This window comes from Nostoc sp., from assembly GCF_036917555.1.
Lineage (GTDB): Bacteria > Cyanobacteriota > Cyanobacteriia > Cyanobacteriales > Nostocaceae > Nostoc.
In genome coordinates this window covers 21,566-45,917 of record NZ_JBALDD010000031.1, presented here as the reverse complement: position 1 = coordinate 45,917, position 24,352 = coordinate 21,566, and the positions used below count along the sequence as shown (strand labels likewise).

The window sequence follows — 24,352 nt, the reverse complement described above, 5'->3', positions numbered from 1 at the left end:
CTCAGCATTTTTACTGGGCTTGATATCTTAAAACAATGTGAGTTCGACGAATAGGAAAGGTCAAAAAGGTTGCTAGATATGAATTTGCTCAACTGAATATCCACGCAGCCTGAAAAAAGTCGCGCTCACAAAACATTGCATAACGATAAGTTGAATGCACAACAGAATTGGTAGCGGCATAATTGTCAACCAAATTTTCTAATTGTTGTGTTAGTGGTTGAAAATCTGCACTGCTATAAGTACGAATCCAGTCTGCATATTGATGATTAGGAATACCGTTACAAGCTAATTTTTCTCCTAAAAAGGCATACAAACGCATACAGGGAGACATCGCCGCAGCAGTTAAACCCACATCTTTGCTCCAAGCAGTTGCTAACAAAAAATCAGTATAGCGGCGGGTGGCAGATGCAGGTTCTACAGAATACAAATTGACTCCCCACTCAGAAGCATAGCTACTATGCAGCCGTAATTCCTCTAAAACTCCATTAGCTAAATTATGAAATGTGGTGAAACCTAACCAGTCTGGTGCTTTAGCTGCGGCGATACTGTAGGCACGCGCAAAAGCTTCTAAGAAAAAAGCATCTTGCCCTACGTAGTAAGCAAATTTAGCTCGCTCAAGAGTACCATCGCCAATGCCTCGAACGAAAGGATGCTCTAAGCAAGCTTGGGCTAAGTCTTGATTTGCTGCCCATAATTCGTTAGATAAAGTCATTTGTCATTTGTCACTTGTACTGAGCGTTCGCGTAGCGTCTCGTTGGCGCAGCCTCTCGTAGAGAAGCCGAAGTATTTGTTAACTGTTATTATCCCCTTTAAAAAGGGAAGAACTGGAGCAAAACTGAGCCAATACTTCCCAAAAAGTCAGTGAAGTTGGGCTTACCAGTACTTACCTTCTCATTGACGGGTGTTTGCAGTTCTTTTATAAAAGCTTGGGCTGTTAGGGTTCCAGTACTGTTGTTTTGGGATGTAAACAATTTTTCTGCAACTTGAGCATCTTGGAATGCACCTTGTCTATCTAGTATTTGGTAACGGGCGACACCACGAGCGAGATAAGCATCTGCATATTCTGGTTTAATTGCGATCGCTTGATTAAAATAACTGATTGCTTGCTGTTGGTTGCCTTTTTGCCCTTCTGCTACACCCAAAGCATAAAATTCTGCTGGTGAAGCAATTTGTGATGGTATAGCAACTGCACCTTGAAAGTTAGTCCCATTCAAGTAAGCGCCAGTCATTTCTGCATTTGCTAAATAAGTATTTCTCAAATCAGCACCCGTCAAATTTGCCCCATTCAATTTAGCTTCACTCAGGTTAACGCCAAATAAACTCGCACCACTTAAGTTTGCACCCCGCAAATCTGCACCGCTCAAGTTTGCGCGGCTGAGGTTAGCACCTGTGAGATTAGCACCGCTTAAATTGGCTCCAGATAAATCAGCCATCACTAAACCTGCACTGGTCAAATCACAGTTTTGACATTGTTTGGTTGCTAATAACTGTTTAACATGTTCAGAATTTGCTGCTTGTACGGTTGTTGTCAAACTAATCGTGGTTAAAAATACAACTGCACTTAGAAACTGGTTTTGCATATTTGTGTAATACTTTTTACTCAACAACCATATTAACTGAGATGGATTTATACCTCAGCATTATGATATGAGCAATCTCAACAATTTGCCCTCTGTAGTTGCCTACATCACCTATAAATTGGTGATACCTTTTCTATGGAATGTTACGCTGAAGGATTCTAGAAAAGTCGTGAAAGTATAAATCGAGCTGATATTAAGACTGACAATCCCAGTAAAAAGGGTAAATGAGCATCATTCGTCAAGATAAATGATACACTCCACTAGAGGCGAAACTGGTGTGACAAAATTAAACTCGCTGCCAAATATCGCTTCAAAGAAAGCATCTGTAACATCTAAATATTAGTCTTTTTTAAAATCAAGTAAATTAGTAGAGCAGTATCCAAGCCTAAAGTTTGCCCTATAACTGGACTAGTCATTGTCATCAGGGATGCTCTTACTCAGGAGCAAAATGATAGATTTACTTTTGGATACCCTGATTTGAAATAAATATGAGACTATAGAAACATTAAGACAGTCAGAAAAACGTGAGTCAGCAAGACAAACTCTTAGAAAAAATTCTCTCTGGGACTTCTGATACAGATATCCCCTTCGCCCAACTGTGGCAACTTTTATATACACTAGGCTTTGAAGAACGGATTCGTGGCGATCATCGTATTTTTGTCAAAGCCGATGTTGAGGAGATATTGAACCTGCAACATAAAAGAGGAAAAGCCAAAAGCTATCAAATTAAACAAGTTCGGGCAGTGATTCTCAAATATAAGCTAGGAAGTAAAAATGATGTTTCGGTATGAAATTATTCTCTATTGGAGTGAATTAGATCAAGCCTTTATTGCTGAAGTGCCAGAGTTATCAGGCTGTGCTGCTGACGGTGATACTTATCAAGAAGCCCTGCATAATGTAGAATTAGTTGTGCAGGAATGGATAGAAACTTCTAAGGATTTGGGGCGTCCAGTTCCTGAACCTAGACCACGTTTGATGTACATTTAATTGATACACAAACTAAGTTTAACTGATTTTTTAGTATTATCAGAAATATTTAAAACAAGTCGAATTACCCCCCTTAATCCCTCCTTGTAAAGGGGTGAAACAAGAAAATCCGGTTCCCTCCCCTTTATAAGGGGAGGCTTAGGGTGGGGTAAAAGAATATTTGATACATTAATCATAACTTTTAAAACATCCTCTAAGTGAAAAGCTTAGTTACTAGCAACCTTACAAATCACCATAATATGTGATTTGTGTTTGTTAGTAGTATAGTGAATAAGTTGTAGTCCAGAACGTTCTAGCTCTTGCAACAGTTTAGGAATTTCATACTTGTGATGTCGCCAAATAGTAATCTCTTCACCTTTAGAAATTTCAAGATTTTTATCTATCCCCATCTGACTAAAGTTTATAGTGTAATTATGACGTAGTTTAAGATTAGCAACAATACTATCTGTTTTTAAATCATACTTTCTCACCAGTTCACAATCTTCAGATTTAATCCCAATCTTCTTTTTAACCCATCCATAGACTTCTTCTACATGATACTTGCAGCCACCTCTAACTATTCCATCCCATTTAGAGTTAGAACCTGTTTCGTTAGTGAATACTAGAAAATCATTTTTTCCCATGCTATCTCTAAAGTTTTTGAACACCTCATCTCTATTTTGATGATTTCCAATGGTAACTCCTAAGTGTAAAAATATTTTTGCTGTGTCATCAATTTCAAGGCTGGCTTGATTTTGGAACAAAATTTTGGGTATGCAACTACTTTCGATGTCAATTGTGTAACTGATAAACTCGATTAGTGGAAACCATTTTCTAAAATTACTTTTGGATAAATGAAGCAATTCTTCACTAATATCTAAAGCAATATATTTATTAACCTTTCCTAATTTGTTCAGTCTGGAAATAAAGTTTTTAACTGGATATGAATTACCTGCACCAACGTCTATAAGATTTACTCTTTTACCAGTTTTGATATTGCTATTCAAATATTTAAAATTATCTTTTAAAAGGTCAATTTCTACATTTGATCTTCCATACCATCTAGGAATAACATATTTCAGGTAAAAATCGTCCCAAATTTTTGCACCTCTCCCTTTATACGAATACTTGAGAGGGATTTCTCGTCTGACTTCTAATGCATGAATTATCCCTAAAACTTCTTCTTCAGAAAAAAGAGAGTAGAACTCAGAACTTGGCTTTGCTGTACGACTGATAGCAGGTGAAATATCTAAGGGGAGTTGGGAATTGCTATGAAAATTTTGAGCCATTATTCTTATTCTTTGGTTTTCTTCGGTCTTGAAATTGATTAGCCGCAATGCTTGCTAAAAATGTATTCTCCCATGCCACTGTCTCAAAACCTGGAATTTTCATCACATTAGAACAGGGCTGTTCTCTATCTCACATTCCCCACTCTCAAAGAAGAAATTGGTTTTTTACAATCAAAGTACGAGATAATTTTCCAATGATACAGGGGTGAATTGCAGTGGTTCAGCAACCAGAATTCCAGGAAACTTCGTCGATAAAGTCAACCCAGCGTGTGCTAAGAAGTTTAAGCACTTACCGTTGGACTTCACTGGGAGCATTAGTCAGCCTGTTGCTGTTGACGATCGCCAACGCTGTCACTCCACAACTATTTCGGTGGGGAATTGATCAGGGTATCACGCAAAAAAACCTCCAAATTGTGCTATATAGCGCCGCCTGGATGGTAGTTGCAGCGATCGCTCGTGGTGTATTTAATTTTGGACAAAGCTATTTAGCAGAAGCAGTGTCTCAGGGTGTTGCTTATGACCTGCGAAACAAAATTTTTAGCAAGATTCAAAATCTCAGTTTCAGCTTTCATGACCAGGCGCAGACTTCCCAACTGCTAACCCGTGTCACCAGTGACATTGAGCAGATTCGTACCTTTATTGGCACTAGCTTAATTCAGGTCATCGGTTCAATTGTGACATTGGTGAGTATTTCGGTGCTTTTGCTGGTGATGAACTGGCGATTAGCACTAATTACTCTCACAGCAGTGCCCATAGCTGCATGGTTAATGGCGCGATTCATCAACCAAAATAATAAGCTTTTTCGGCAAGTACAAGAGCAACTGAGCAACCTGAATGCTGTATTGCAAGAGAACTTGTTAGGAATCCGGGTAGTGAAAGCTTTTGTGCGGGAGTCAACCGAAAGGTCGCGTTATACAACTCTGAATGATGGCCTACTCAAGGCAAACATGAAGACCATTAGCGCCATCCGTGCTACCTTCCCGTTGATCTTTTTGCTGAGTAATTTGGTAACACTGGCAGTTTTCGCCTATGGGGGAGCACAGGTGATTGGAAATCGGTTCTCCATTGGCGAACTGGTAGCCTTTAACTCCTACCTAGCATTGATTCTCCAACCAATTTTGTTAATTGGATTTGCTGCACCCGCGATCGCTCAAGCAGCTGCTTCTGCAGAACGTGTTTATGAAGTTGTGGATGCAGAGGTAGAAATTCACGATCGCCCTGGTGCTGTCCCCTTTGACACCTGCGGTGGTAGAATTACCTTTGAAAATGTTTCTTTTCGCTATCCAGGAGCGACAACCGAAGCTCTTAAAGAAGTATCCTTTGAAACCAAGCCTAACGAGCTAATCGCCGTTCTCGGCATGACTGGTTCAGGAAAAAGCACAATTATGAACTTGATTCCCCGCTTTTACGATGTCACAAATGGGGCAGTTCGCATTGACGGACGAGATGTAACAAGTTTCACACTCAAAAGCCTTAGATCGCGTATTGGTATTGTTTTTCAGGAAACCACCCTCTTCTCTGGCACAATCCGCGAAAATATTGCCTACGCCAAACCCGATGCCACCTTAGAACAGGTGATTCAGGTTGCCAAAACTGCCCAAATACACGATTTTATTAGCGGTCTACCCAATGGCTACAAGACGATTGTGGGTGAACGGGGCGTGGGCTTATCTGGTGGACAAAAGCAGCGAATTGCGATCGCTCGTACCTTACTAACCGATTACAGCATTCTGATTTTGGACGATAGTACCTCGGCTGTAGATGCCAAAACCGCTGCCCAAATTCAAGCCAAACTAGATGGCTTAATGCGCCAAAAAGCTTGTACAACCTTTGTAGTAGCTCAACGCATTAGCACCATCCAAAATGCCGATCGCATTTTTCTCATAGACAAAGGACGATTGGTAGCACAAGGCACTCACGAGGAATTGATGCAAAGCAGCCCACTCTACGGTGTAATTTTGGAATCTCAAGTAAAGCCGAAGGAGAAAAATGATCTCCAATTATAGCGGTTCTAGTTTGGACGCAATCCACTTTGACTTCTCTCTTAAAAGGCTACGGTATACACACAAGTCTTTTAGAGTTGCAATGCCATTGTTTCGACTGACAATGCCATTGTTTCGACTAACAATGCTGGCTTTTCACGGGATCTAGGAAAACCTCACTCCCATTCCCTTGCAGGGAAGGGGCTGTTCTTGTTAGGTCTGTATTGCACTCAACCCAGAAGCGCCATAGCATAATTACTCTAGCTGGAAAATTTGATCGCAGCTTTCTAATAAAGACTTTTAATCTCAAATCCAAAATCTCAAATCCAAAATTTTTATGAGAGGCACTATTCCCGTTGTTGCATCTGAGGAAAACGCGAGTCAGCAACCCTCCACCCTGCGGCGCTTTTTGCAATACGTGCTACTTTATCGCAAAGAAATTCCCATCGCCCTGACATTAGTATTTATTGGTGCCCTAACTCAGGCAGTTGGGCCATTCTTTATCGGCTGGTCGATCGACCATCTGATTGCACAAGGGAATTTGCAAGGACTGCTGCTGTTATTAGGGCTACTAGGGCTGAACTATGGACTTGGCGTCTTAGCAATTCGGGGTCAAATTCTTCGAGTCGGCTGGATTATGCAGCGATTGTTGGCTCAACTGAGGCAAGATATTTTCATTAAAATCCAAAGTCTACCACTCAGCTTTTTTGATCGCAGCGAAGCAGGCGATTTAATGAGCCGATTGCTGAATGATGTCAACACCGTGAATCAAGCATTTGGACTGACGATCGCCCAAATGCTAGGTAACACTTTCAGTTTAGTTGGCATTGTGATTGCAATGCTCTCAATCAACCTGCAACTTGGTTTGTTGAGCAATCTAGTTGTGCCACTGATGATTTTTACCACAAGCTTATTTGCAAGTTGGGCAAGAACCAGATTTCGCGTCACCCGCCAAACCATTGGGGAACTTTCCGCCAAGTTAGAAGAAGATATTGGCAGCGTGCGAGAAGCGCAAGCATTTAATCGTGTACAGATGAATATCGAAAAATTCGACATTCTTAACGCCGCCAATAGAGATGCCAACGTTGACGCTGTGGCAATTACTTCAGCCTTTTTGCCCTCTATCGATTTTCTCAACACACTAGCAACCGCAAGCGTGCTAGCCTATGGCGGTTATCTAGCGGTAACAGGACGTGCAACCGTGGGTGTAGTGACATCCTTTTTACTTTACGTCCAGCAGTTCTTCCGCCCGATCCAAATTCTCAGCCAGTTTTATACTCAAGCTCAATCTGCCTTCGCCGGATTAGAGCGAATCTTTCTATTACTAGATGAACCGTCAGAACTCAAAGATGCACCCGATGCCACAGAAATGCCACCTATTCAAGGTGAAGTAACATTCTCGAATGTCAAGTTTGGCTATAACCCAGATCAACTGGTTCTCAAAGGGGTAAATTTGCACGCCTATCCAGGACAGATGGTTGCGTTAGTCGGCCCAACCGGTTCGGGAAAAAGTACAATTATTAATTTGATTTTGCGCTTCTATGATGTATCTGGCGGTGCAGTGAAAATTGATGATATTGATGTGCGTAGCGTGACTCAAGCAAGTCTGCGCCGTCAAATAGGCATCGTCCTGCAAGATAATATTTTGTTCACCGGCACCGTCGCCGAAAACATTGCTTTTGGCGCTCCTTACACCACCCAAGCTGATATCGAAGCGGCTGCACAACTAGCAAATGTACATGAGTTCATTACCTCACTACCACAGGGTTATACAACTCAATTAGGTGAACGGGGAGCGCCTCTGAGCCAAGGACAGCGACAACTAATTAGTATTGCTCGCGCGGTATTAATTAATCCCCAAATTCTGATTCTGGATGAAGCCACCAGCAGTATTGACACCCGCACAGAAGCGTTAGTGCAAAGTGCGATCGCCCGTTTGCTCCAAAATCGTACCAGTTTCGTAATTGCCCACCGCCTCAGTACAGTTACTCAGGCAGATCAGGTTTTAGTAATTCAGCAGGGACAAATTGTCGAACAGGGTACTCACGCCGAACTAGTCAATCAGCAGGGTGTTTATGCCAACCTTTATGCTCTCCAACTGGGTGCAGCAGAGACAACAGTTCTTCAAAACGAAAAGTAAAATATATATAGCTCGAATTTATCAATTGCCAGCAAAAAAATGAAACTACCTAACCTTGATTCACAAACCATTGATCGCATTATTGAAATGGCATGGGAAGATAGAACATCTTTTGATGCGATTGAGGCTCAGTTTGGGCTGCTGGAGAAACAGGTAATTGCCCTAATGAGGCGCGAAATGAAAGAATCTAGTTTCAAGATGTGGCGAGAGCGAGTCACCAAACGCAATACAAAGCATTTATCTCAGCGAGAATTTATTGCAGGTCGTTTTAAATCACACAATCAAAAAACGTAAGTAATTGGGTAAGCGTAGGCGTAGCCCGCACTTCTCTACGAGACGCTGCGCGTAGCTTGCTTCCCCGCAGGGGTACGACAAAGCTACTTCGGCTGCGCTCAGTACAAGTCAGTGACCATCGTAGACATCGCTCTTTTGTGATATAAACCAACAAAGGCTAAAATGTTGTAGAAAAAATAAGCCTGCGTTCGCTTGCATTAATTGAGTGCAAACTACTAAATTCACCAAGCACAATGACGAAAGTTACACTTTACATTGCAGCTAGTTTGGATGGCTACATTGCTCGCAGCGATGGTGGAATTGATTGGCTATCAATCCTTGATACAGAAGGTGAAGACTACGGGTACACTGATTTTTACGAATCGATTGATGCGATCGTCTTAGGTAGCAAGACGTATGAAGTAGGGCTGGGTTTTGATCGATGGCCTTATCCAGAAAAAAAATCCTTCGTATTCACCCAGCGTAATTTCCAATCCGATCGTGAGGACATTGTGTTTGTTTCTGACCCAGTAAAACAGGCGTTAGCTAATATAGAGGCTCAAGGTTTTAAAAATATCTGGCTAGTTGGTGGCGCAAAATTAATCAACTCATTTCTTCAGCACAGCTTGATTGACGAATATATCATTTCAACGATTCCAACTATCTTAGGTGGCGGTATATATCTTTTCCCACCACCTACCCCGGAAGTAAAATTAGAGCTGATTAACTCACAACAATATTCTACTGGTTTACTTCAAGCACATTATAGGCGAAAAGTAAATGGTTAAAATAATTCGTAATCCTTAATCATCTTCTCTACGAATTACGAACTTGTACTGAGCTTGTCCTGAGCGTAGCCGAAGGGCGTAGCCGAAGTATTACGAATTAGCTAAACAAGCTTCTGAACAGCATTGCTAAAGTCTTCGTAAGGAGAAACCCCCACTATAGTTTCTGCTAAAATACCATCTTTAAAAATTAAAACCGCTGGAATACTGCGAAGACCGAATTTTTTGAAAATTGGCTTATTGTTGTCAACGTCTACCTTAACGACTTTAGCGCGACCTTTGTATTCTTGGGCAAGTTGCTCCATTAACGGACTAACTAAACGACAGGGACCACACCAAGTAGCAGTAAAATCAACAACAACAACTTTCTCTTCACTTCCATTTAAAACAACATCAAACTCACTTTCTTCAACGTAAGTAACTATGTCAGTATCAGTAGACATTTTTTAATTCCTTAGTGTCAAACTAAAATTTTAGCAAAAAGCTAACTATACAAACTATACTCCCTTCTGAGTGTCAGATTCATTAGTTACCTACATTTATTCGGAAACCCCGCACTGATTTTTGCTTGCTAGGGTATATTTAATAACTTATAATCTTTGTACGTAGGTTGCGATCGCACCCTACCAACCAACCTAATCCAAAAACCCATACTTTCAAGGCGTAGAACCGTCAATAGTCATCCTGCTGATCAAACAGTTCTAACAACCCAATTGTGCCTACAAAAAAAGTATAAGTAGCATATTTTATTGGCATCTTTTGTCTTGAATGTGCATAAAAAGCTGCTATAATACTCTCAATAAAATGGCTCATCATAGCAAAACGCTCAATCCAAAAAATTGGATTAAGGCTGCTTGGTACATTAATATTATTTATTAGTGCATAAATATTCCACGATTCCAATGCAATTGCGCTGGTTATAAGCACTGTAGATATAATTTTTACAAAGCTGTAAATGTTTTTCTTTATCAACTTTAAGTTCATACTGTTCACAAAAAATTTTTAACATATCTACAAGACTCAGTGAACAACAGACAAGTTAATGCGTCTACTAAAAATCTGCCCGAAATCAATCTTATATAACGTTTCCTAATCATATCAGGTACATCATAGTCCCTTCCTTGCTTGCAGGGGTTAGGGGTAGGGTTTTTGTAGCTCACTAAAAATAGCTATATTTAAAAAATGAGAAAAGTGTGGAATAATACATAAGTGGTAAACTTAATTGCTCTCCATAGATTGATAATAAATGTAAAGCTATGATTGCTCAACATTACAATTCAATTCATGTTGAAAATAACTTGCTCAAACAAATCAAAATTAAAGAAAATCAGCTAAAAATTGCCCAAGAGTCTGATATGCCTCATGTAGCAAAAGAATTACAGAGTCAATTACTAAAGCTACAGTCTCAATTATCAGAGCCGCAAGAGCAAGACGTTGAAATTCAAGCGTTGATGAGTTTGCTAGACGAATAAGATTGTAAAATTTTGTTGCAAAATTTGTTGAAAATGCAAAACCTCTGTTATCAAAAAGGAAAACATAGTGATTGTTATGCCTGGAAGTGTGGCTTATGTGCTACATCTGAAGAATTAACAACACAAGAAGGAGCCATAGAAGAGTGATGATTTTTACTTAGATAAGAAGTTGGGATTTTTTGCTTTGCGGTACTGAACAATCTTAAGAATAGGTTTAATTGGGCGCTGTTGCCTTTGATTAAGAATTTGAATTTCTCTCTCAATTGAATCTTTTCCTTTTCTAAAAAATTCTTGAGAATTATATGGAACCAAGTCACGGGATAAATGTTGAGCTTGTCTTGGAGTCAAACTAGGAACTGCTTGTTGAGCATTAGCAGAAGTCTGTACAACCAGTAAAAAAGCTGTTGAAACCACCAATGGTTTTATTTTTATACATTTGGTGAATATTAGGTTTAACATAGTTGATACATCGGTTGCGTAAATACTGTTTCCAACCATATTAGTGTTGGTCTGATTATAACAAAGTATACTTATTCCCTTGCTAATTACCTCCTACAAATGGATGAATTAATCAGCTAAACTATTAGTAAAGTGCGGTGTCAAACCAGTTCCCATCTCAATTAACGAGACAAGTTGCTCAAGCAAATTTCTAAAGGTAGGCAAACTTCCATCACTTTAAATTTCTATGGATCTTGAAAGCAAGAGAATTACGCTAGATGCAGAAAGTGTGCTATTTGGCATCTAATGGTATTTTCGCCTTTTGAAACACCTGCTCAACAGTAAATTGCAGTCCTTCAAACAAAGAATCTGTGAGTAATTCTTCTCCCATATAAGTTTGTGGTGCTGCATCTGGATAAAAAACAGTAATGCTTCTGGCTTTACTATCTACCACCCATACCCGCATCACTTTAGCATCCAAATAGTCTTTGGCTTTAACCGCCATTTGTCCAAAGGTTTGCCCTGGTGAGAGAGTCGCAGTCTTGGCGGTTTCCGCCGATTGCGTTAGCGCAGCGCTAGCGACGTTAGGAGCGTCACGAACCCGAAGGGCAAAATAATCTCAATCACCAAATCAGGAGGAACAGGACAAGCTTCGTTTTCATCTTAGTTCGCGGGTAAACGCTCATAAGAAATGTATAAAATATCTGGAATTGGCATCCAATCTCGTCCCCGACGAGTTAATGCAACAGCTCATTCCGGGCAAACTTCTCCTTTCCCCTCACACGATTGCTCAATCAAATTGAGAAGAACGCGGATAAGTTTCGCGTGAAAAAATTTGGGTGACATTTTAGGAATTGCTTGACCATCAACAAGTTCGTAGGTGATATCTCCCTCGCCTGGTAGAAGATTCAAGAACTCTTGCAAAGTTAATTGATTTTAGGCTTGGAGTATCATGGCTCATTAATTCGTAATTGAAGAACAGAGCAACTAACTTTTATTCTGACTTCTAAATTCTGACTCCTGAATTCTTTTTCAAATTATTCATATTCCTCGCAACACTTGCCGAATAATATCCGATGGCACTTCATCGGTAATTGTTACTACACCAATCTCTGTTGGTAAAACAAACCGCACTTTCCCGGCTTGGACTTTCTTATCTAACTGCAATGCCTCAATAATTGCTTCAATATCTACCCCATCTGGTAACTGAGTCGGTAAACCCGCTTTTTGAATTAAAGCATTTTGACGTTCTGTGTCTTCCTTTTGCCACAGTCCTAAATCCACAGCAATTTGACCGGCTGCTACCATACCAATGGCCACCGCTTCACCATGATTTACTAGACGATAACCAGTCAAACTTTCCACTGTATGACCGATAGTGTGTCCATAATTGAGAATTGCGCGTAATCCGCCTTCTTTTTCATCTTTGCCAACAACATCAGCTTTAGCTTGACAAGAGCGCGTTAATATGGTGGTTATTAGGTCAGGTTTGACATAGCGGAGTTGGTCAAGGCGTTTGCTTGCTTCCAACTGGGCAAACAATTCGGCATCCCAAATCACACCGTACTTAATAACTTCTGCCATTCCTGCCCGAAACTCACGCATAGGTAGAGTTTTTAACACATCTGGGTCAATCAAAACCAAGCGCGGTTGATGGAATGCCCCAATTAAGTTTTTACCGTGGGGATGATTCACGCCAGTTTTGCCGCCAATTGCCGAATCTACCATCGCCAACAAAGAGGTAGGCACTTGGACAACATTAATACCGCGTAGCCAAGTTGCAGCTGCAAAGCCAGTCATATCCCCAACGACACCTCCGCCCAAAGCTACCATAGTAGAAGAACGTTCTAGGCGGTTTTCCAAGGCTACATCATAGAGTTTTTGGATGGAATTGAGGGTTTTGTAGCGTTCACCAGGTGGTAGATTGCAGCTAGCAATTTCAAATCCAGCAGATGTTAGGGATGTAATTGCTCTTTCGCCAAAATGCTTAAAAATCGCCGGATTAGAAACCAGCAATACTTTCTTGCCCAGCTTGAGACTGGCCATCTGTTGACCTAGTTGATCTAAACTTGAAGGTGCGATCGCAATCTCATAAGACTGCTCAGGTAGATTTACATTAATTACAGAAGTCATTGCCCAACCCCAAACAAGCGCCCGTGGGCTGTATTGTATCGCAATCTAGGAAATGGGCATAGGGCATAGGGCATAGGGCATTGGTAAAAAGCAGGGAAGCAGCAAAGAAGTGCAGTACTATTTCTTATCTATCCTCATGCTCCATGCCCCATGCCCAATACCCAACAACTAATGATTCAATAGATTTAGGAAGTATTCTGGAGAGCAATAAATGTTTGCAATTGTATCTTATATCGTCTTCTTGGGTTTATTCTTTGGTTTAGCTGTAGGTTTGCTGTTCGGTCTGCGGACTGCCAAAATAATTTAATCGAGAGGGATATTCAACCCAAGACTCTTGTGGGGCGGGCATCTTGCCTGCCCTATATTTATGAATATCCGATAAAATTCTTACTTTTTTACTAAGTACACCTCGGCGAACTTGGTAAAAGCGCTGTAGGCTTTAGTCTGTCGGTACTTACTCTCTGAATGTTGACAAGAAGTTAATTGTTTTTTCCTAAAGTATTGTTACCGCATCGTGATATGATTCAGCTGACTGAATGTGCAGTCATCATCTTTAACTGTACTGGTTTCAAGTCCCGTGAGCTTGTCTGACGAATCAATTGCGCCCACTCCGACAACGCAACAAGATGCTAAAACTGGTTCTGAAGACACAGAATCAGGTAACTCCATGCAAGAGTTCTATCAACTCTTCCAGCGATTGTTGGTAATCACGCTTGTCTTGACGGGGGTTATTTTTATCTCTGTGTGGATTTTTTATTCCTTAAACATTGCCCTAAATTATTTAATTGGGGCGTGTGCAGGTGTGGTTTACTTAAAAATGTTGGCTAGAGATGTTGAGCAGCTTGGTAGTGAAAAAACCAGTCTGAGTAAAACTCGTTTTGCTCTATTTATTGGAGTCATGATCGTGGCAACTCGATGGCGTGAGCTACAGATTTTGCCCATTTTTTTGGGATTTCTAACTTACAAAGCCACGCTCCTCGTCTATATGGTGCAAATTGCGTTCATTCCTGATTCTTAAAAAGTCAGGCTCACAAAGATAGTAATCCCATCCTCGCTCGTTGGGGAAAATGCTTGAAGAATGCAAATGCTTAGTGTCTTAAACGCCTTTAATTCTTTTCCCCTCGCCGAATTAGAAGTAGGTCATCATTTCTACTGGCAGTTGGGCAATCTTAAAATTCATGGGCAAGTTTTTCTCACCTCATGGTTTGTGATTAGTATTCTAGTAGTGGCTTCAATAGCTGCTACTCGCAACGCACAAAGAATTCCCAAGGGCATCCAAAATTTGATGGAATACGCCCTAGAATTTATTCGTGATTTAGCCAAAAACCAACTTGGTGAGAAAGAGTACCGCCCCTGGGTGCCGTTTATTGGCACATTGTTCTTGTTTATTTTCGTATCGAACTGGTCAGGTGCGCTAATTCCCTGGAAGCTCATCAAGCTACCTTCGGGCGAATTGGCAGCTCCCACTAATGACATCAATACGACTGTTGCATTGGCACTGCTGACCTCTTTAGCGTACTTTTACGCAGGTTTTAGCAAACGGGGTTTGGGCTACTTTAAGAAATATATAGAGCCAACACCTGTTTTATTGCCGATCGCAATTCTAGAAGATTTCACCAAGCCCCTCTCCCTAAGCTTCCGTCTATTTGGTAATATTTTGGCGGATGAGTTGGTAGTAGCGGTGTTGGTGCTGCTAGTTCCTCTATTTGTACCTTTGCCTGTAATGGCCTTGGGCTTGTTTACCAGTGCCATTCAAGCCCTGGTTTTTGCCACCCTAGCCGGAGCATACATTCATGAGGCAATGGAGGGGCATGGCGGAGATGAACATGAGGAGCATTAAACTTCTCAGTTGATAGCACAGTTCCCAGAGCATGTTCGCTCAAAACATCGCAAAGCGCGATTTAAAGAACCCGGTGCAGCGTGAAAACCACGTTTCTAATTGTTAACGTAATGTCTGTTAGTTTTGTAATCAAAGCAAGGAAAATCAACATGGATCCATTAGTGCAGGCTGCTTCAGTTCTCGCTGCTGCTTTAGCGATTGGTTTAGCTGCAATTGGCCCTGGTATCGGTCAAGGAAATGCTGCTGGACAAGCAGTAGAAGGTATTGCTCGTCAACCTGAAGCAGAAGGAAAAATTCGCGGTACTCTGCTATTAACCTTGGCTTTCATGGAATCCTTGACTATCTATGGTCTAGTGATTGCCTTGGTATTGCTGTTTGCTAACCCCTTCGGCTAATACCTTAAAGTTTTTGTAAGTGTGGAGACGTGAACCATCACGCCTCTACAATCGGAACTTTTTGGATATCTTAATAGTTTTAATGTTCAGTTGACCCTTATTGGCTATGGGTCTCTAAAATATGAAAGGTTGGATGATGTTGCTAGCCAGGAAAACTGCTACTCCAGCCAAAGAGGAGACAAATGTTTGATTTCGATGCTACCTTGCCCTTCATGGCATTGCAATTCCTGCTCTTAGCAGCTTTGTTGAATGCAATTTTCTATAAGCCACTGACCAAGGTACTAGATGATCGCGATAATTATATCCGAACGAATACCTTGGAAGCGCGGGAGAGCTTGGCTAAAGCCGAGCGCTTGGCTACCGAATATGAGCAGCAACTCGCAGACGCTCGTAGACAATCGCAAGCGACTGTAGAAGCAGCTCAACTAGAAGCTAAGAAAATTACTGCTGAGAAAATCGCTGAGGCCCAAAAGGAAGCTCAGACTCAACGAGAACAAGCTTCTGTTGAAATAGAACAACAAAAGCAGGAAGCTTTTCGCACCTTAGAGCAACAAGTTGATGCTTTAAGCAGGCAGATTCTAGAAAAACTATTGGGGCCAACTCCAGTTAGATAAGCTAACTAGACTGGTTCTGTGAAAGCATACGCGCAACTGGCCACTAGTCCAGAGCGCTTAATTAAGTGTCAAAAAAGGCACTTTTTCCCCTTCTGGGGAAAGATACTTAATTTCCTTACAGGGAAAAGATACTTAAATTTCCCTTTGGGGAAAGATACTTAATTTCCATTTGGGAAAATACAACGTATTAGCAAGCGAGCAGCGCACTTGTAAATGGGTATCATGGGGACATTCTTATTACTTGCCGCAGAAGCGAACGCTGTTCACTCTGAATTGGCAGAAGGCGCAGCAGAAGGTGGTTTCGGTCTAAACCTAGACATTTTTGAAACCAATCTGATCAATCTAGCGATTCTGGTTGGCATACTATTCTACTTCGGACGTAAGGTTTTAAGCAATATCCTGAACGAGCGACAATCCAATATTGCCACTGCAATTCAGGAAGCAGAAGGGCGCTTAAAAGAGGCAAAGACTGCCCTTTCCCAAGCGCAAGAGCAATTGAAGCAATCTCAGGCAGAGGCAGAACGCATCCGCCAATCTGCCACAGAAAACGCTCAAAAAGCGAAAGAAGCCTTGTTAGCGAAGGCAGTGCAAGACGTAGAACGCTTGAAACAAACAGCAGCAGCAGATTTAAACAGTGAAACTGATCGAGCGATCGCTCAACTGCGGCAACGAGTTGCTACACTAGCATTGCAAAAAGTCGAATCGCAACTCAAAAGCGGGATTGCCGACGATGCTCAACAAGGTTTAATTGACCGCAGCATCGCACAATTGGGAGGCAATGTATGACAAGTCAGGTAGCTTCAGCCGAAGTAGCCCAACCTTACGCACAGGCACTTTTGTCAATAGCACAATCCAAAAACTTGACTGAAGAGTTTGGGGAAGATGCGCGGACTTTTCTGGGACTGCTCAGGACAGACAAACAGCTACATAACTTCTTCAGCAACCCGTTTATTCAGTCTGAGAACAAAAAAGCTCTGATCAAACAAATACTCGGTGAAGGGGCTAATCCCTACTTACGCAACTTTTTGCTGATACTGGTAGATAAGCGGCGCATTGCATTCTTAGAAGAGATTTTTCAACAGTATCTGGCGCTGTTGCGGCAGCTGAATCAAACCGTATTAGCGGAAGTAATTTCAGCCGTTCCCCTCACAGAAGCTCAACAGCAGGCAATCATCCAAAAGGTCATCGCCATCTCGAATGCTCGCCAGGTAGAACTAGAAACCAGGGTAGACAGCGAGTTAATTGGTGGTGTGATCATTAAAGTAGGTTCGCAGGTAATTGACGCTAGTATCCGGGGTCAGTTGCGCCGCCTTTCATTGCGCTTAACTAATAGCTAGAAAGTTAGGAGTTAGAAGTTAGGAGTTAGAAGTTAGAAGTTGGGAGTTAGGAGTTAAGTAAATAGTAATTTATTTTGACTTTTAACTTTTAACCTTTGCTTTTTTAACTCATCACTCTTAACTCCTCACTCTTAACTATTGAATTTTTCCGTCTCGAAAGCAAAAAAGATAGACACATGAGCATATCAATTAGACCTGACGAAATTAGCAGCATTATCCAACAACAAATCGAGCAATACGATCAAGAGGTCAAAGTTGCTAACGTTGGTACTGTTCTACAAGTTGGTGACGGTATTGCCCGGATTTATGGTCTGGAAAAGGCTATGTCTGGGGAACTTTTGGAATTTGAAGATGGCACAATTGGCATCGCCCAGAACTTAGAAGAAGACAACGTGGGCGCGGTGCTGATGGGTGAAGGATTGGAAATTCAAGAAGGTAGTTCTGTAACTGCCACTGGTAGAATTGCCCAGATCCCAGTAGGAGAAGCCCTAATTGGACGAGTTGTAGATGCTTTGGGTCGTCCTATCGATGGTAAGGGAGACATCAAGTCCCCAGAAAGTCGTTTGATTGAATCTCCAGCACCTGGTATCATTGCCCGTCGGTCTGTACACGAACCCATGCAAACGGGTATCACAGCTATTGACTCAATGATTCCCATCGGTCGTGGTCAGCGGGAATTGATTATTGGCGATCGCCAAACTGGTAAAACTGCGATCGCGATCGACACCATCATCAACCAAAAAGAAGAAGATGTAATTTGTGTCTACGTTGCGATCGGTCAAAAGGCTTCCACAGTTGCTAACGTGGTGCAAACATTGCAAGAAAAAGGCGCGATGGATTACACCATCGTCGTCGCCGCTAGCGCCAGTGAACCAGCAACCCTACAATACTTAGCTCCCTACACAGGCGCAACTATTGCTGAGTACTTCATGTACAAAGGCAAAGCTACCCTGGTAATTTATGATGACCTCTCCAAGCAAGCCCAAGCTTATCGCCAAATGTCCCTACTGCTGCGTCGTCCACCCGGACGCGAAGCTTACCCCGGAGATGTATTCTACATTCACTCCCGCTTGTTAGAAAGAGCCGCAAAGCTGAGTGACGAATTAGGTAAAGGCAGTATGACCGCCCTACCAATTATCGAAACCCAAGCTGGTGACGTTTCAGCATACATCCCCACCAACGTAATTTCTATTACCGATGGTCAGATATTCCTGTCTTCTGACTTGTTTAACGCTGGTATCCGTCCGGCTGTAAACCCCGGTATTTCAGTATCTCGCGTGGGTTCTGCCGCTCAAACTAAGGCAATGAAAAAAGTTGCCGGTAAGATTAAATTGGAACTAGCCCAATTTGACGACCTGCAAGCCTTCGCTCAATTTGCTTCTGACTTAGATAAAGCCACTCAAGACCAGTTGGCACGCGGTCAACGGTTGCGCGAACTCCTCAAGCAGCCACAAAATTCCCCACTCTCGGTATACGAACAAGTAGCAATTTTATACGCTGGTATCAATGGTTACTTAGATGATGTACCTGTAAATCAAGTAACTACCTTCACCGCCGGTCTACGTGAGTACTTAAAGACTGGAAAAACCCAGTATGCCCAAGGAGTACAAGCATCTAAAGCACTAGGTGATGCAGAAGAAGCTGCTTTGAAGGAAGCACTTACCGAATACAAGAAGACCTTCAAAGCTACAGCGTAATTAAAGTGAGGAGTGAAGAGTTAAGAGTTAAAAGTTAATGAAATACTCCTAGCTCTTAACTCCTAACTCCTAACTCCTAACTCCTAACTCAAGAATATGGCCAATTTAAAAGCAATACGCGATCGCATTCAGTCGGTCAAAAACACCAAAAAAATCACAGAAGCCATGCGTCTCGTCGCTGCGGCGAGAGTGCGCCGGGCACAAGAACAAGTGCTAGCAACTCGCCCCTTTGCTGATCGCTTGGCACAAGTATTGTATGGTTTGCAAAGCCGTCTGCGCTTTGAAGAAGCAAACCTACCACTACTGAAAAAACGCCAAGTTAAGTCAGTCGGGTTGTTGGTTATTTCAGGCGATCGCGGTCTATGCGGCGGCTACAATAATAACGTTATCCGTCGTGCAGAAAACCGTGCCAAAGAAATCCAGGCAGAAGGTTTAAACTATCAATTTGTACTCGTTGGGCGCAAAGCTACACAGTACTTTCAACGCCGCAATCAGCCAATTGATGCCACCTACAGCGGCTTAGAGCAAATTCCCACCGCAGCAGAAGCCAATCAGATCGCCGATCAACTACTTTCCTTGTTCCTTTCAGAAGAAGTTGACCGCATCGAATTAATCTATACCAGATTCATTTCCTTAGTTAGCTCCCGTCCTGTGGTGCAAACCTTACTGCCCCTCGATCCACAAGGTCTAGAAGCAGGCGATGATGAAATCTTCCGCTTGACAACCCGTGGTGGTAAATTTGAAGTCGAGCGGGAGAAAGTGACTAACCAAGTCCGCACGTTGGCTCCTGACATGATTTTTGAGCAAGATCCAGTGCAGATTCTCGATTCTCTATTGCCCCTGTATCTCAGTAACCAGCTATTGCGGGCGCTACAAGAATCGGCAGCTAGTGAACTAGCAGCCCGGATGACAGCCATGAGTAATGCCAGTGAAAATGCCGGTGAACTGATTAACACTCTCACCCTGTCTTACAACAAAGCCCGACAAGCTGCAATTACCCAAGAACTCCTTGAGGTTGTGGGCGGTGCTGAAGCACTAACTTAAGGTTATAGCTAATTATTTATTTGTAGTGCGTTGTAATATATAGCCAATTGCTAATTATTTTAAGATTAGCGATTGGCTATTTAGTATTTGGAACTTTTAACTAGATGACCTTGACGGCATACAGACTCTCTCAATACAGTTATTGAAGCAACAGTTTATCGACTAATTCTTCCCTTAAACGTTTAGATCCAAGATCAGTTAGTGTATACTGAGCGTTCGATAATAGTATAATTTGCCGAAATCGTGGAGACGATAATTTTTTAAGTGCTTTCGTTACAGACGCAGCAGAACACTGAGCATAGCAACCAAGTTTATAACGACTGAAACCAATTTATCCAGCATAGTGTAGAAGAACAAGAATTTCTTCTTCGGAAGTTAAATCTGTTCTCTGTACAAGTAAAATGTCCTCGAATTGACCGATACTAGGAACGTCAAACTGAAGCAATTCACGTATTGTCTTTGCTACTTTTTGTTTATCGCCTTGCCAGAAGATACGAAGAACTTCATTCATACACCAACGTATTGATTCAGTCACAAATTTTGAGTCCATATGATTTGGTGTGTAATCAGGACTTATATGTACAGCACCTCGTTGACTTCTGAATTTATAAACTGTGTGTAGAACATGTGCCAGATGTAACGCATCGTGTCTAGGTTTCATTGTGTGAGTAATATGCTCGTTTTCAATGTATTTCAGGCAATCATCTAAGGACTTAGCCTGGTTGAGGTTTCCTAAATCAAAGTGATACAAAATCCTGGCAAGGATTTCGCAGAATTGACCTCCATCTAACTCAGCAGGTTCCCAATCACGTTGAATGTAGCGACGTTCCATCGAAACGAACTCATCTACTAGCTGGTTGGCTAATAAATTATCAATTGGAGGAGAGATGTGATGAATTATAAAATTGCTTTCTGCCAACGCCATAAACTAAGTTGTATGTTCTCGATCCTTTAGCAATATTCAAGCATTTGGTGTTTGACCAATTGCTTGAACAATTAATTCTTGAACAAGTTTTTCTCCTTCAGATGTTAAAGACCAAGCTGGAGGGTTTTTAGTAGTATTTTCAGCAACTAGAGCGGGTTTTTTGCCTTTTGCTCTGCCAAGATCACGATTAATTTGATTTGTCTGAATTTCTTTTGATTGTCGAAAATGCTTATTGAAGGTTGTAGAAATTTCATTTCCTGTTAATTCAGAAACTGAAATTTCTTTTGAAACTACATAAAGAAGCCAGATTGACTTATTAGCTGTAGTCCAATCCTTCTGAGGATTGCCCCATTTTAATGGGTCATGCTTCCAATCAAATGCTGCTGCTTTACCTTTTCCATTTAAAGTTGGATTCGTAGATGTTTGAGAATACTGGCCATTAGAGCGTTTTTCCGGGTTTTGGGTTTAGCTTCAGATGCCAGTTGAGGTAAATCCTTATTTTCAATAATTTCACCTTCAACAATATTAGATGCTGGGATTAATAAACCAGACATTTGCTGTCCCACGGCTTGAGCCATAAACGGTACATCCTCACGACTACCTTCAACTTCCAATTCAAAACCTGTTACTTTCAGCTTAATTTTGAACTTGTTAGCCATCTCAACCTCCTTAAAACTAGTTTTTTACCAACTCTTAAATAATGCTTTGCTAATTTTAGCTATCAAGCAGAGATATGTATATTACTCAGTATACTACTTTACAATACATAAAATACTACAATATATACGGATTCTCACACCTTACTCATAGAGATACTTCTGTAACACTCATATAGATAACGGTTACAAAACACCACTCTATATGTAAAGTAAAATACACTGACGCTCGCTATACAGCCAAATTCCTATTAAGATACCATGTGTTTCTCAGCAGCACTTATATGAACCAAAAATTTTTGTCTATTAACACATTTCAAGAATTGCGTATTATAATTGAAGTATGAAGCGCATGGGTCCGTCACGGTTTCGACAGGTTGGCGAACGCTGCTCTGTGATTCAGGTCGAGAGTGAGTCTCCTCTCGAAAATCAAAGGCTCAAACAAAAAGTAAATGCGAATAACATCGTTAACTTTGCTCGTAAGGATGCTCTAGTAGCAGCCTAAAATACCTCTTATAGGTTCGAGCGTCTTCGGTTTGACTCCGTTAAGGACTGAAGACCAAACCCCAACGGATGCTCTAGTAAGCGTTCTCTGGTTGGCTTGCTAGCTAAGATTAAATCAGAGCATCCTACGTTCGGGATAATGAACGATTCCCGCCTTGAGGATCAGAAAGGCTAAACCTGTGAATGAGCGGGGGGTCAATACCCAATTTGGACAGCAGTTCGACTCTGCTCGGATCCACTAAAAATAATTAACAAGTCCACTTGACACTGTGATGTGTAAGTGGGCTTGTGTTTTATGGGAAACTCCCATCATAATTTTCTATAATGCACTGTTAACTTGAGTTAAACGGCTAATATATCAATACCGTTCAGTTAAGCCCAAAATTTTTGGTAAAAATGCGAAACTGGACTGTTACCCTGCTGCACTAAGGTGTCTCTACAAGTTTCTCGGCTAACCTTAAACCAAAAACGTGTAGACCTCAACAGCGCCCAAACCCAAGTAGTAGTCGGGCGAGCAACGGCCCGAAGCATCGCAGGGAATACTTTCCCTATAAATTGAAAAGAACTTTCAATCCCTCTTTAAGCGATGCAGGCTTTCGCCCAAGCAAGTTTTCCATGTCGGGGCTTACCTCTTCTTCCTGCCCGTTCTTGATGTCCGTTAGAAAACCCACCACCCTCTGAATCATAGTTTCCGATACGCCACATTCCTTCATTTGTGCTTCAAATACTGATTTCTCAGCAGGTGTATAATCTACCTCTTTACCTGATAAGTCGGAAAGGTTAGCCGCAACATCGTCAAAGGAATATGACTCACTTACTGTGAGTTTGTAGATTCGGTTGCCGCAACCGCTTTCTAACAGTGCATGGGCAATGGCTTCTCCCATTTCGCTTTTCAGGGCAAAGGGTACTCGTCCGTGACCAGTCGGTAAGTAAATACCCGTATGAAAAACTCTTTCTCCCACAAACAGCGGAATGGTGTCCATATACAAGACATTGCGAAATAGAATATAGTTCAACCCACTCGCTTTGATGTAATCTTCTGTCTGAAAATGTCCCACCATTAACTTGTTTACGATATGTTACCAAAATCATGGTCGCTCTCTTTTCCTTAATTTTGCTTGTAGTTCGTTAGAATCGTCGGCGTCGTTTCAACGTACAATTTCTGTATTACTAATTGCTAGTCTCTGATGTCATTGTGCATGGTCATTATTAAGACTTTTTCGCTTAACTAAATCCTAAAGCTGAGTCAGATGCTGTTGCAGCAAAAAGAAAGAGATTGAAACACTCTTGGCAAGCAATCACTCCGAAATCGAAGCCGGAAAGTTAAGAGTATTGTTAATTGATGAGTGTCATTTGATGTGAGGAAACTTAAGCGCTTATGTGTGGAGAAAAACAGACCAAGAGATAACCGTTCCAGTCGTTAACGAGCGAGACAAACAGACCTACTATGGTGCAATTGATTATCTGGAACGAAAATTACTGCTTAAATCTTATGATGCTGGTAACTCAGGAAATACGATTGATTATTTAATCTAGCGATCGCAGTCCAAATGAAACAAGTGATTCGAGTCCAAGATGGTTTAATTAGCTAATTATGCTGTTTCTGGGTTTGTGTGCGTGCGCTTCCAAACCTCCTTCCCCTTTTTTTCAGTACGCGTCGTAGTCGATCTGCACTCAAGTTTACTTGACGCTCAGATGCCAGTTTTTTTGCTAATTGTTTAGAGTTATAAGTCTCTGACTCTTGAGCTAAACAATTTTCGAGATAAACCAAATCCGATTCCGAATATCGGGGTTTTCCTCCTCGACCAGGAGCATCCCATAAACCTGCTAAACCCATTTTTTCCCAGCGATGAAGGGTTTGACGCACTGTTGAAATCGCCCAGTTCAAGCCTTTTGCAATTTGCTCATTTTTTAAGCCACGAGTATTCAGCAGTAAAACTTGAGCGCGATCCTTGGTACGTTGAGGAACATCTTTGGCTTTTCTCAATTCTTCTAAAGTCAGCTTTTCTTCTTCTGTGAGAAACACTTTTAATCGGCATCCCATAAAAAATAACCTTTTACACAATCAATTTTTGTCATTTTTGTATCTATTTACGCCTGTATACTTAATTACTTAGGTATTTCATAATACATTCTAAAAAACTGAACTACAAGTATTAGGGATGTCGGCGTCTATAAGGCTGCTACGCGATAAGTATTGGCTTGAGAACACTATCGAAGTTTGCAATTTTTCATCAACAATGGATTTTTATAAAAAGTTAGGCACATCAATCTAACACCAT

27 protein-coding genes, 1 other RNA gene and 2 pseudogenes are annotated in these 24,352 nt (G+C 41.5%); 18 read left to right on the top strand and 12 right to left on the bottom strand.

The features are described 5' to 3' along the window. Positions 1-88 precede the first annotated feature (88 nt). The gene (locus V7K60_RS13605) at positions 89-712 is read right to left on the bottom strand and encodes a TenA family protein (protein WP_334926255.1); all 624 of its coding nucleotides are present in this window, start codon (positions 710-712) and stop codon (positions 89-91) included. A 97-nt stretch (positions 713-809) separates the two neighbouring features. Beyond that, positions 810-1,580, bottom strand: coding sequence for a pentapeptide repeat-containing protein (locus V7K60_RS13600; protein ID WP_334926253.1), 771 nt, complete (start codon positions 1,578-1,580; stop codon positions 810-812). Between the two features lie 524 nt (positions 1,581-2,104). On the opposite strand from V7K60_RS13600, the gene V7K60_RS13595 reads away from it, so the two are divergent. Beyond that, complete coding sequence (locus V7K60_RS13595; RefSeq protein WP_322731752.1) at positions 2,105-2,371, top strand: type II toxin-antitoxin system HicA family toxin; 267 nt, start codon at positions 2,105-2,107, stop codon at positions 2,369-2,371. Next, the gene (locus tag V7K60_RS13590; protein WP_334926248.1) at positions 2,355-2,567 is read left to right on the top strand and encodes a type II toxin-antitoxin system HicB family antitoxin; all 213 of its coding nucleotides are present in this window, start codon (positions 2,355-2,357) and stop codon (positions 2,565-2,567) included. The genes V7K60_RS13595 and V7K60_RS13590 overlap by 17 nt, the downstream gene beginning before the upstream one ends. A gap of 206 nt (positions 2,568-2,773) precedes the next feature. Here V7K60_RS13590 and V7K60_RS13585 read toward each other — a convergent pair whose 3' ends face one another. After that, on the bottom strand, positions 2,774-3,835 hold the full coding sequence (locus V7K60_RS13585) for an L-histidine N(alpha)-methyltransferase (protein ID WP_334926246.1): 1,062 nt from the start codon (positions 3,833-3,835) through the stop codon (positions 2,774-2,776). Between the two features lie 215 nt (positions 3,836-4,050). Here V7K60_RS13585 and V7K60_RS13580 point away from each other — a divergent pair, with 215 nt between their 5' ends. The 4 genes from V7K60_RS13580 to V7K60_RS13565 all read left to right on the top strand — a co-directional run bounded on the left by V7K60_RS13580 (position 4,051) and on the right by V7K60_RS13565 (position 9,018). Further along, positions 4,051-5,841: an ABC transporter ATP-binding protein gene (locus V7K60_RS13580; protein WP_334926244.1), complete on the top strand. Its 1,791-nt coding sequence runs from the start codon at positions 4,051-4,053 to the stop codon at positions 5,839-5,841. A 313-nt stretch (positions 5,842-6,154) separates the two neighbouring features. Continuing rightward, positions 6,155-7,957 (top strand): ABC transporter ATP-binding protein, encoded by a 1,803-nt coding sequence (locus tag V7K60_RS13575; RefSeq protein ID WP_334926242.1) that lies wholly within the window; start codon positions 6,155-6,157, stop codon positions 7,955-7,957. Between the two features lie 39 nt (positions 7,958-7,996). Then, entirely contained in the window at positions 7,997-8,251 is a 255-nt protein-coding gene (locus V7K60_RS13570) for a TIGR03643 family protein (RefSeq protein WP_094351153.1), read from the top strand. Positions 8,252-8,484: 233 nt separating this feature from the next. Then, positions 8,485-9,018, top strand: a complete 534-nt coding sequence (locus V7K60_RS13565; RefSeq protein ID WP_334926241.1) for a dihydrofolate reductase family protein — start codon at positions 8,485-8,487, stop codon at positions 9,016-9,018. 101 nt (positions 9,019-9,119) lie between these two features. On the opposite strand, the gene trxA is transcribed toward V7K60_RS13565, so the two are convergent. Together trxA and V7K60_RS13555 are read right to left on the bottom strand one after the other, a co-directional pair. After that, a complete protein-coding gene (trxA, locus tag V7K60_RS13560; RefSeq protein WP_334926239.1) occupies positions 9,120-9,458 on the bottom strand; it encodes a thioredoxin in 339 nt (112 codons plus the stop codon). 229 nt (positions 9,459-9,687) lie between these two features. Beyond that, entirely contained in the window at positions 9,688-9,999 is a 312-nt protein-coding gene (locus V7K60_RS13555) for a hypothetical protein (RefSeq protein ID WP_334926237.1), read from the bottom strand. Positions 10,000-10,271: 272 nt separating this feature from the next. On the opposite strand from V7K60_RS13555, the gene V7K60_RS13550 reads away from it, so the two are divergent. Beyond that, positions 10,272-10,487 (top strand): hypothetical protein, encoded by a 216-nt coding sequence (locus tag V7K60_RS13550; RefSeq protein WP_292781160.1) that lies wholly within the window; start codon positions 10,272-10,274, stop codon positions 10,485-10,487. 153 nt (positions 10,488-10,640) lie between these two features. Here the strand turns inward: V7K60_RS13550 and V7K60_RS13545 are convergent, their stop codons facing one another. The 3 genes and pseudogenes from V7K60_RS13545 to aroB form a co-directional block, all read right to left on the bottom strand. Continuing rightward, entirely contained in the window at positions 10,641-10,985 is a 345-nt protein-coding gene (locus V7K60_RS13545) for a hypothetical protein (RefSeq protein ID WP_334926235.1), read from the bottom strand. A 232-nt stretch (positions 10,986-11,217) separates the two neighbouring features. Beyond that, positions 11,218-11,849 (bottom strand): annotated as a pseudogene (locus tag V7K60_RS13540) (Uma2 family endonuclease). Between the two features lie 117 nt (positions 11,850-11,966). Next, on the bottom strand, positions 11,967-13,058 hold the full coding sequence (gene aroB, locus V7K60_RS13535) for a 3-dehydroquinate synthase (RefSeq protein ID WP_334926233.1): 1,092 nt from the start codon (positions 13,056-13,058) through the stop codon (positions 11,967-11,969). Positions 13,059-13,269: 211 nt separating this feature from the next. On the opposite strand from aroB, the gene petL reads away from it, so the two are divergent. The 9 genes from petL (at position 13,270) to V7K60_RS13490 (ending at position 19,985) form a co-directional block, all read left to right on the top strand. Then, on the top strand, positions 13,270-13,365 hold the full coding sequence (gene petL, locus V7K60_RS13530) for a cytochrome b6-f complex subunit PetL (protein ID WP_334907096.1): 96 nt from the start codon (positions 13,270-13,272) through the stop codon (positions 13,363-13,365). Between the two features lie 270 nt (positions 13,366-13,635). Continuing rightward, a complete protein-coding gene (locus V7K60_RS13525; protein WP_334926231.1) occupies positions 13,636-14,076 on the top strand; it encodes an ATP synthase subunit I in 441 nt (146 codons plus the stop codon). 60 nt (positions 14,077-14,136) lie between these two features. Beyond that, positions 14,137-14,898 (top strand): F0F1 ATP synthase subunit A, encoded by a 762-nt coding sequence (gene atpB / locus V7K60_RS13520; RefSeq protein WP_175586935.1) that lies wholly within the window; start codon positions 14,137-14,139, stop codon positions 14,896-14,898. 149 nt (positions 14,899-15,047) lie between these two features. Next, entirely contained in the window at positions 15,048-15,293 is a 246-nt protein-coding gene (gene atpE, locus V7K60_RS13515; RefSeq protein WP_012411162.1) for an ATP synthase F0 subunit C, read from the top strand. Between the two features lie 182 nt (positions 15,294-15,475). Continuing rightward, a complete protein-coding gene (locus V7K60_RS13510) occupies positions 15,476-15,907 on the top strand; it encodes a F0F1 ATP synthase subunit B' (protein WP_292781174.1) in 432 nt (143 codons plus the stop codon). A gap of 213 nt (positions 15,908-16,120) precedes the next feature. Next, positions 16,121-16,693: a F0F1 ATP synthase subunit B gene (locus V7K60_RS13505; protein ID WP_334926229.1), complete on the top strand. Its 573-nt coding sequence runs from the start codon at positions 16,121-16,123 to the stop codon at positions 16,691-16,693. Continuing rightward, positions 16,690-17,244: an ATP synthase F1 subunit delta gene (atpH, locus tag V7K60_RS13500; protein ID WP_334926227.1), complete on the top strand. Its 555-nt coding sequence runs from the start codon at positions 16,690-16,692 to the stop codon at positions 17,242-17,244. The genes V7K60_RS13505 and atpH overlap by 4 nt, the downstream gene beginning before the upstream one ends. Positions 17,245-17,420: 176 nt before the next feature. Then, positions 17,421-18,941, top strand: a complete 1,521-nt coding sequence (atpA, locus tag V7K60_RS13495) for a F0F1 ATP synthase subunit alpha (protein WP_292729036.1) — start codon at positions 17,421-17,423, stop codon at positions 18,939-18,941. A 96-nt stretch (positions 18,942-19,037) separates the two neighbouring features. Continuing rightward, on the top strand, positions 19,038-19,985 hold the full coding sequence (locus V7K60_RS13490) for a F0F1 ATP synthase subunit gamma (protein WP_334926226.1): 948 nt from the start codon (positions 19,038-19,040) through the stop codon (positions 19,983-19,985). A 331-nt stretch (positions 19,986-20,316) separates the two neighbouring features. Here the strand turns inward: V7K60_RS13490 and V7K60_RS13485 are convergent, their stop codons facing one another. Next, complete coding sequence (locus V7K60_RS13485) at positions 20,317-20,910, bottom strand: hypothetical protein (RefSeq protein ID WP_334926224.1); 594 nt, start codon at positions 20,908-20,910, stop codon at positions 20,317-20,319. A 401-nt stretch (positions 20,911-21,311) separates the two neighbouring features. Next, positions 21,312-21,569: a hypothetical protein gene (locus V7K60_RS13480; RefSeq protein ID WP_334926223.1), complete on the bottom strand. Its 258-nt coding sequence runs from the start codon at positions 21,567-21,569 to the stop codon at positions 21,312-21,314. Between the two features lie 351 nt (positions 21,570-21,920). Here V7K60_RS13480 and ssrA point away from each other — a divergent pair. After that, positions 21,921-22,311: a transfer-messenger RNA gene (ssrA, locus tag V7K60_RS13475) on the top strand. A 307-nt stretch (positions 22,312-22,618) separates the two neighbouring features. Here ssrA and V7K60_RS13470 read toward each other — a convergent pair. Continuing rightward, positions 22,619-23,131 (bottom strand): hypothetical protein, encoded by a 513-nt coding sequence (locus tag V7K60_RS13470; RefSeq protein WP_334926221.1) that lies wholly within the window; start codon positions 23,129-23,131, stop codon positions 22,619-22,621. 167 nt (positions 23,132-23,298) lie between these two features. On the opposite strand from V7K60_RS13470, the pseudogene V7K60_RS13465 reads away from it, so the two are divergent. Continuing rightward, a pseudogene (locus V7K60_RS13465) lies at positions 23,299-23,600 on the top strand (IS630 family transposase); the annotation flags it as partial. Positions 23,601-23,658: 58 nt separating this feature from the next. Here V7K60_RS13465 and V7K60_RS13460 read toward each other — a convergent pair. Continuing rightward, entirely contained in the window at positions 23,659-24,114 is a 456-nt protein-coding gene (locus V7K60_RS13460; RefSeq protein WP_334839353.1) for a helix-turn-helix domain-containing protein, read from the bottom strand. Positions 24,115-24,352: the final 238 nt, after the last annotated feature.

Coding starts and splice junctions, on each gene's coding strand:
- aroB (WP_334926233.1), bottom strand. CDS start 13,058: ATGACTTCTGTAATTAATGTAAATCTACCTGAGCAGTCTTATGAGATT.
- V7K60_RS13585 (WP_334926246.1), bottom strand. CDS start 3,835: ATGGCTCAAAATTTTCATAGCAATTCCCAACTCCCCTTAGATATTTCA.
- V7K60_RS13510 (WP_292781174.1), top strand. CDS start 15,476: ATGTTTGATTTCGATGCTACCTTGCCCTTCATGGCATTGCAATTCCTG.
- V7K60_RS13550 (WP_292781160.1), top strand. CDS start 10,272: ATGATTGCTCAACATTACAATTCAATTCATGTTGAAAATAACTTGCTC.
- atpB (WP_175586935.1), top strand. CDS start 14,137: ATGCAAATGCTTAGTGTCTTAAACGCCTTTAATTCTTTTCCCCTCGCC.
- V7K60_RS13575 (WP_334926242.1), top strand. CDS start 6,155: ATGAGAGGCACTATTCCCGTTGTTGCATCTGAGGAAAACGCGAGTCAG.
- V7K60_RS13460 (WP_334839353.1), bottom strand. CDS start 24,114: ATGGGATGCCGATTAAAAGTGTTTCTCACAGAAGAAGAAAAGCTGACT.
- V7K60_RS13470 (WP_334926221.1), bottom strand. CDS start 23,131: ATGGTGGGACATTTTCAGACAGAAGATTACATCAAAGCGAGTGGGTTG.
- trxA (WP_334926239.1), bottom strand. CDS start 9,458: ATGTCTACTGATACTGACATAGTTACTTACGTTGAAGAAAGTGAGTTT.
- V7K60_RS13485 (WP_334926224.1), bottom strand. CDS start 20,910: ATGGCGTTGGCAGAAAGCAATTTTATAATTCATCACATCTCTCCTCCA.
- V7K60_RS13490 (WP_334926226.1), top strand. CDS start 19,038: ATGGCCAATTTAAAAGCAATACGCGATCGCATTCAGTCGGTCAAAAAC.
- V7K60_RS13480 (WP_334926223.1), bottom strand. CDS start 21,569: ATGGCTAACAAGTTCAAAATTAAGCTGAAAGTAACAGGTTTTGAATTG.
- V7K60_RS13570 (WP_094351153.1), top strand. CDS start 7,997: ATGAAACTACCTAACCTTGATTCACAAACCATTGATCGCATTATTGAA.
- V7K60_RS13505 (WP_334926229.1), top strand. CDS start 16,121: ATGGGTATCATGGGGACATTCTTATTACTTGCCGCAGAAGCGAACGCT.
- V7K60_RS13555 (WP_334926237.1), bottom strand. CDS start 9,999: ATGAACTTAAAGTTGATAAAGAAAAACATTTACAGCTTTGTAAAAATT.
- V7K60_RS13600 (WP_334926253.1), bottom strand. CDS start 1,580: ATGCAAAACCAGTTTCTAAGTGCAGTTGTATTTTTAACCACGATTAGT.
- atpH (WP_334926227.1), top strand. CDS start 16,690: ATGACAAGTCAGGTAGCTTCAGCCGAAGTAGCCCAACCTTACGCACAG.
- V7K60_RS13565 (WP_334926241.1), top strand. CDS start 8,485: ATGACGAAAGTTACACTTTACATTGCAGCTAGTTTGGATGGCTACATT.
- petL (WP_334907096.1), top strand. CDS start 13,270: ATGTTTGCAATTGTATCTTATATCGTCTTCTTGGGTTTATTCTTTGGT.
- V7K60_RS13605 (WP_334926255.1), bottom strand. CDS start 712: ATGACTTTATCTAACGAATTATGGGCAGCAAATCAAGACTTAGCCCAA.
- atpE (WP_012411162.1), top strand. CDS start 15,048: ATGGATCCATTAGTGCAGGCTGCTTCAGTTCTCGCTGCTGCTTTAGCG.
- atpA (WP_292729036.1), top strand. CDS start 17,421: ATGAGCATATCAATTAGACCTGACGAAATTAGCAGCATTATCCAACAA.
- V7K60_RS13590 (WP_334926248.1), top strand. CDS start 2,355: ATGATGTTTCGGTATGAAATTATTCTCTATTGGAGTGAATTAGATCAA.
- V7K60_RS13545 (WP_334926235.1), bottom strand. CDS start 10,985: ATGGTTGGAAACAGTATTTACGCAACCGATGTATCAACTATGTTAAAC.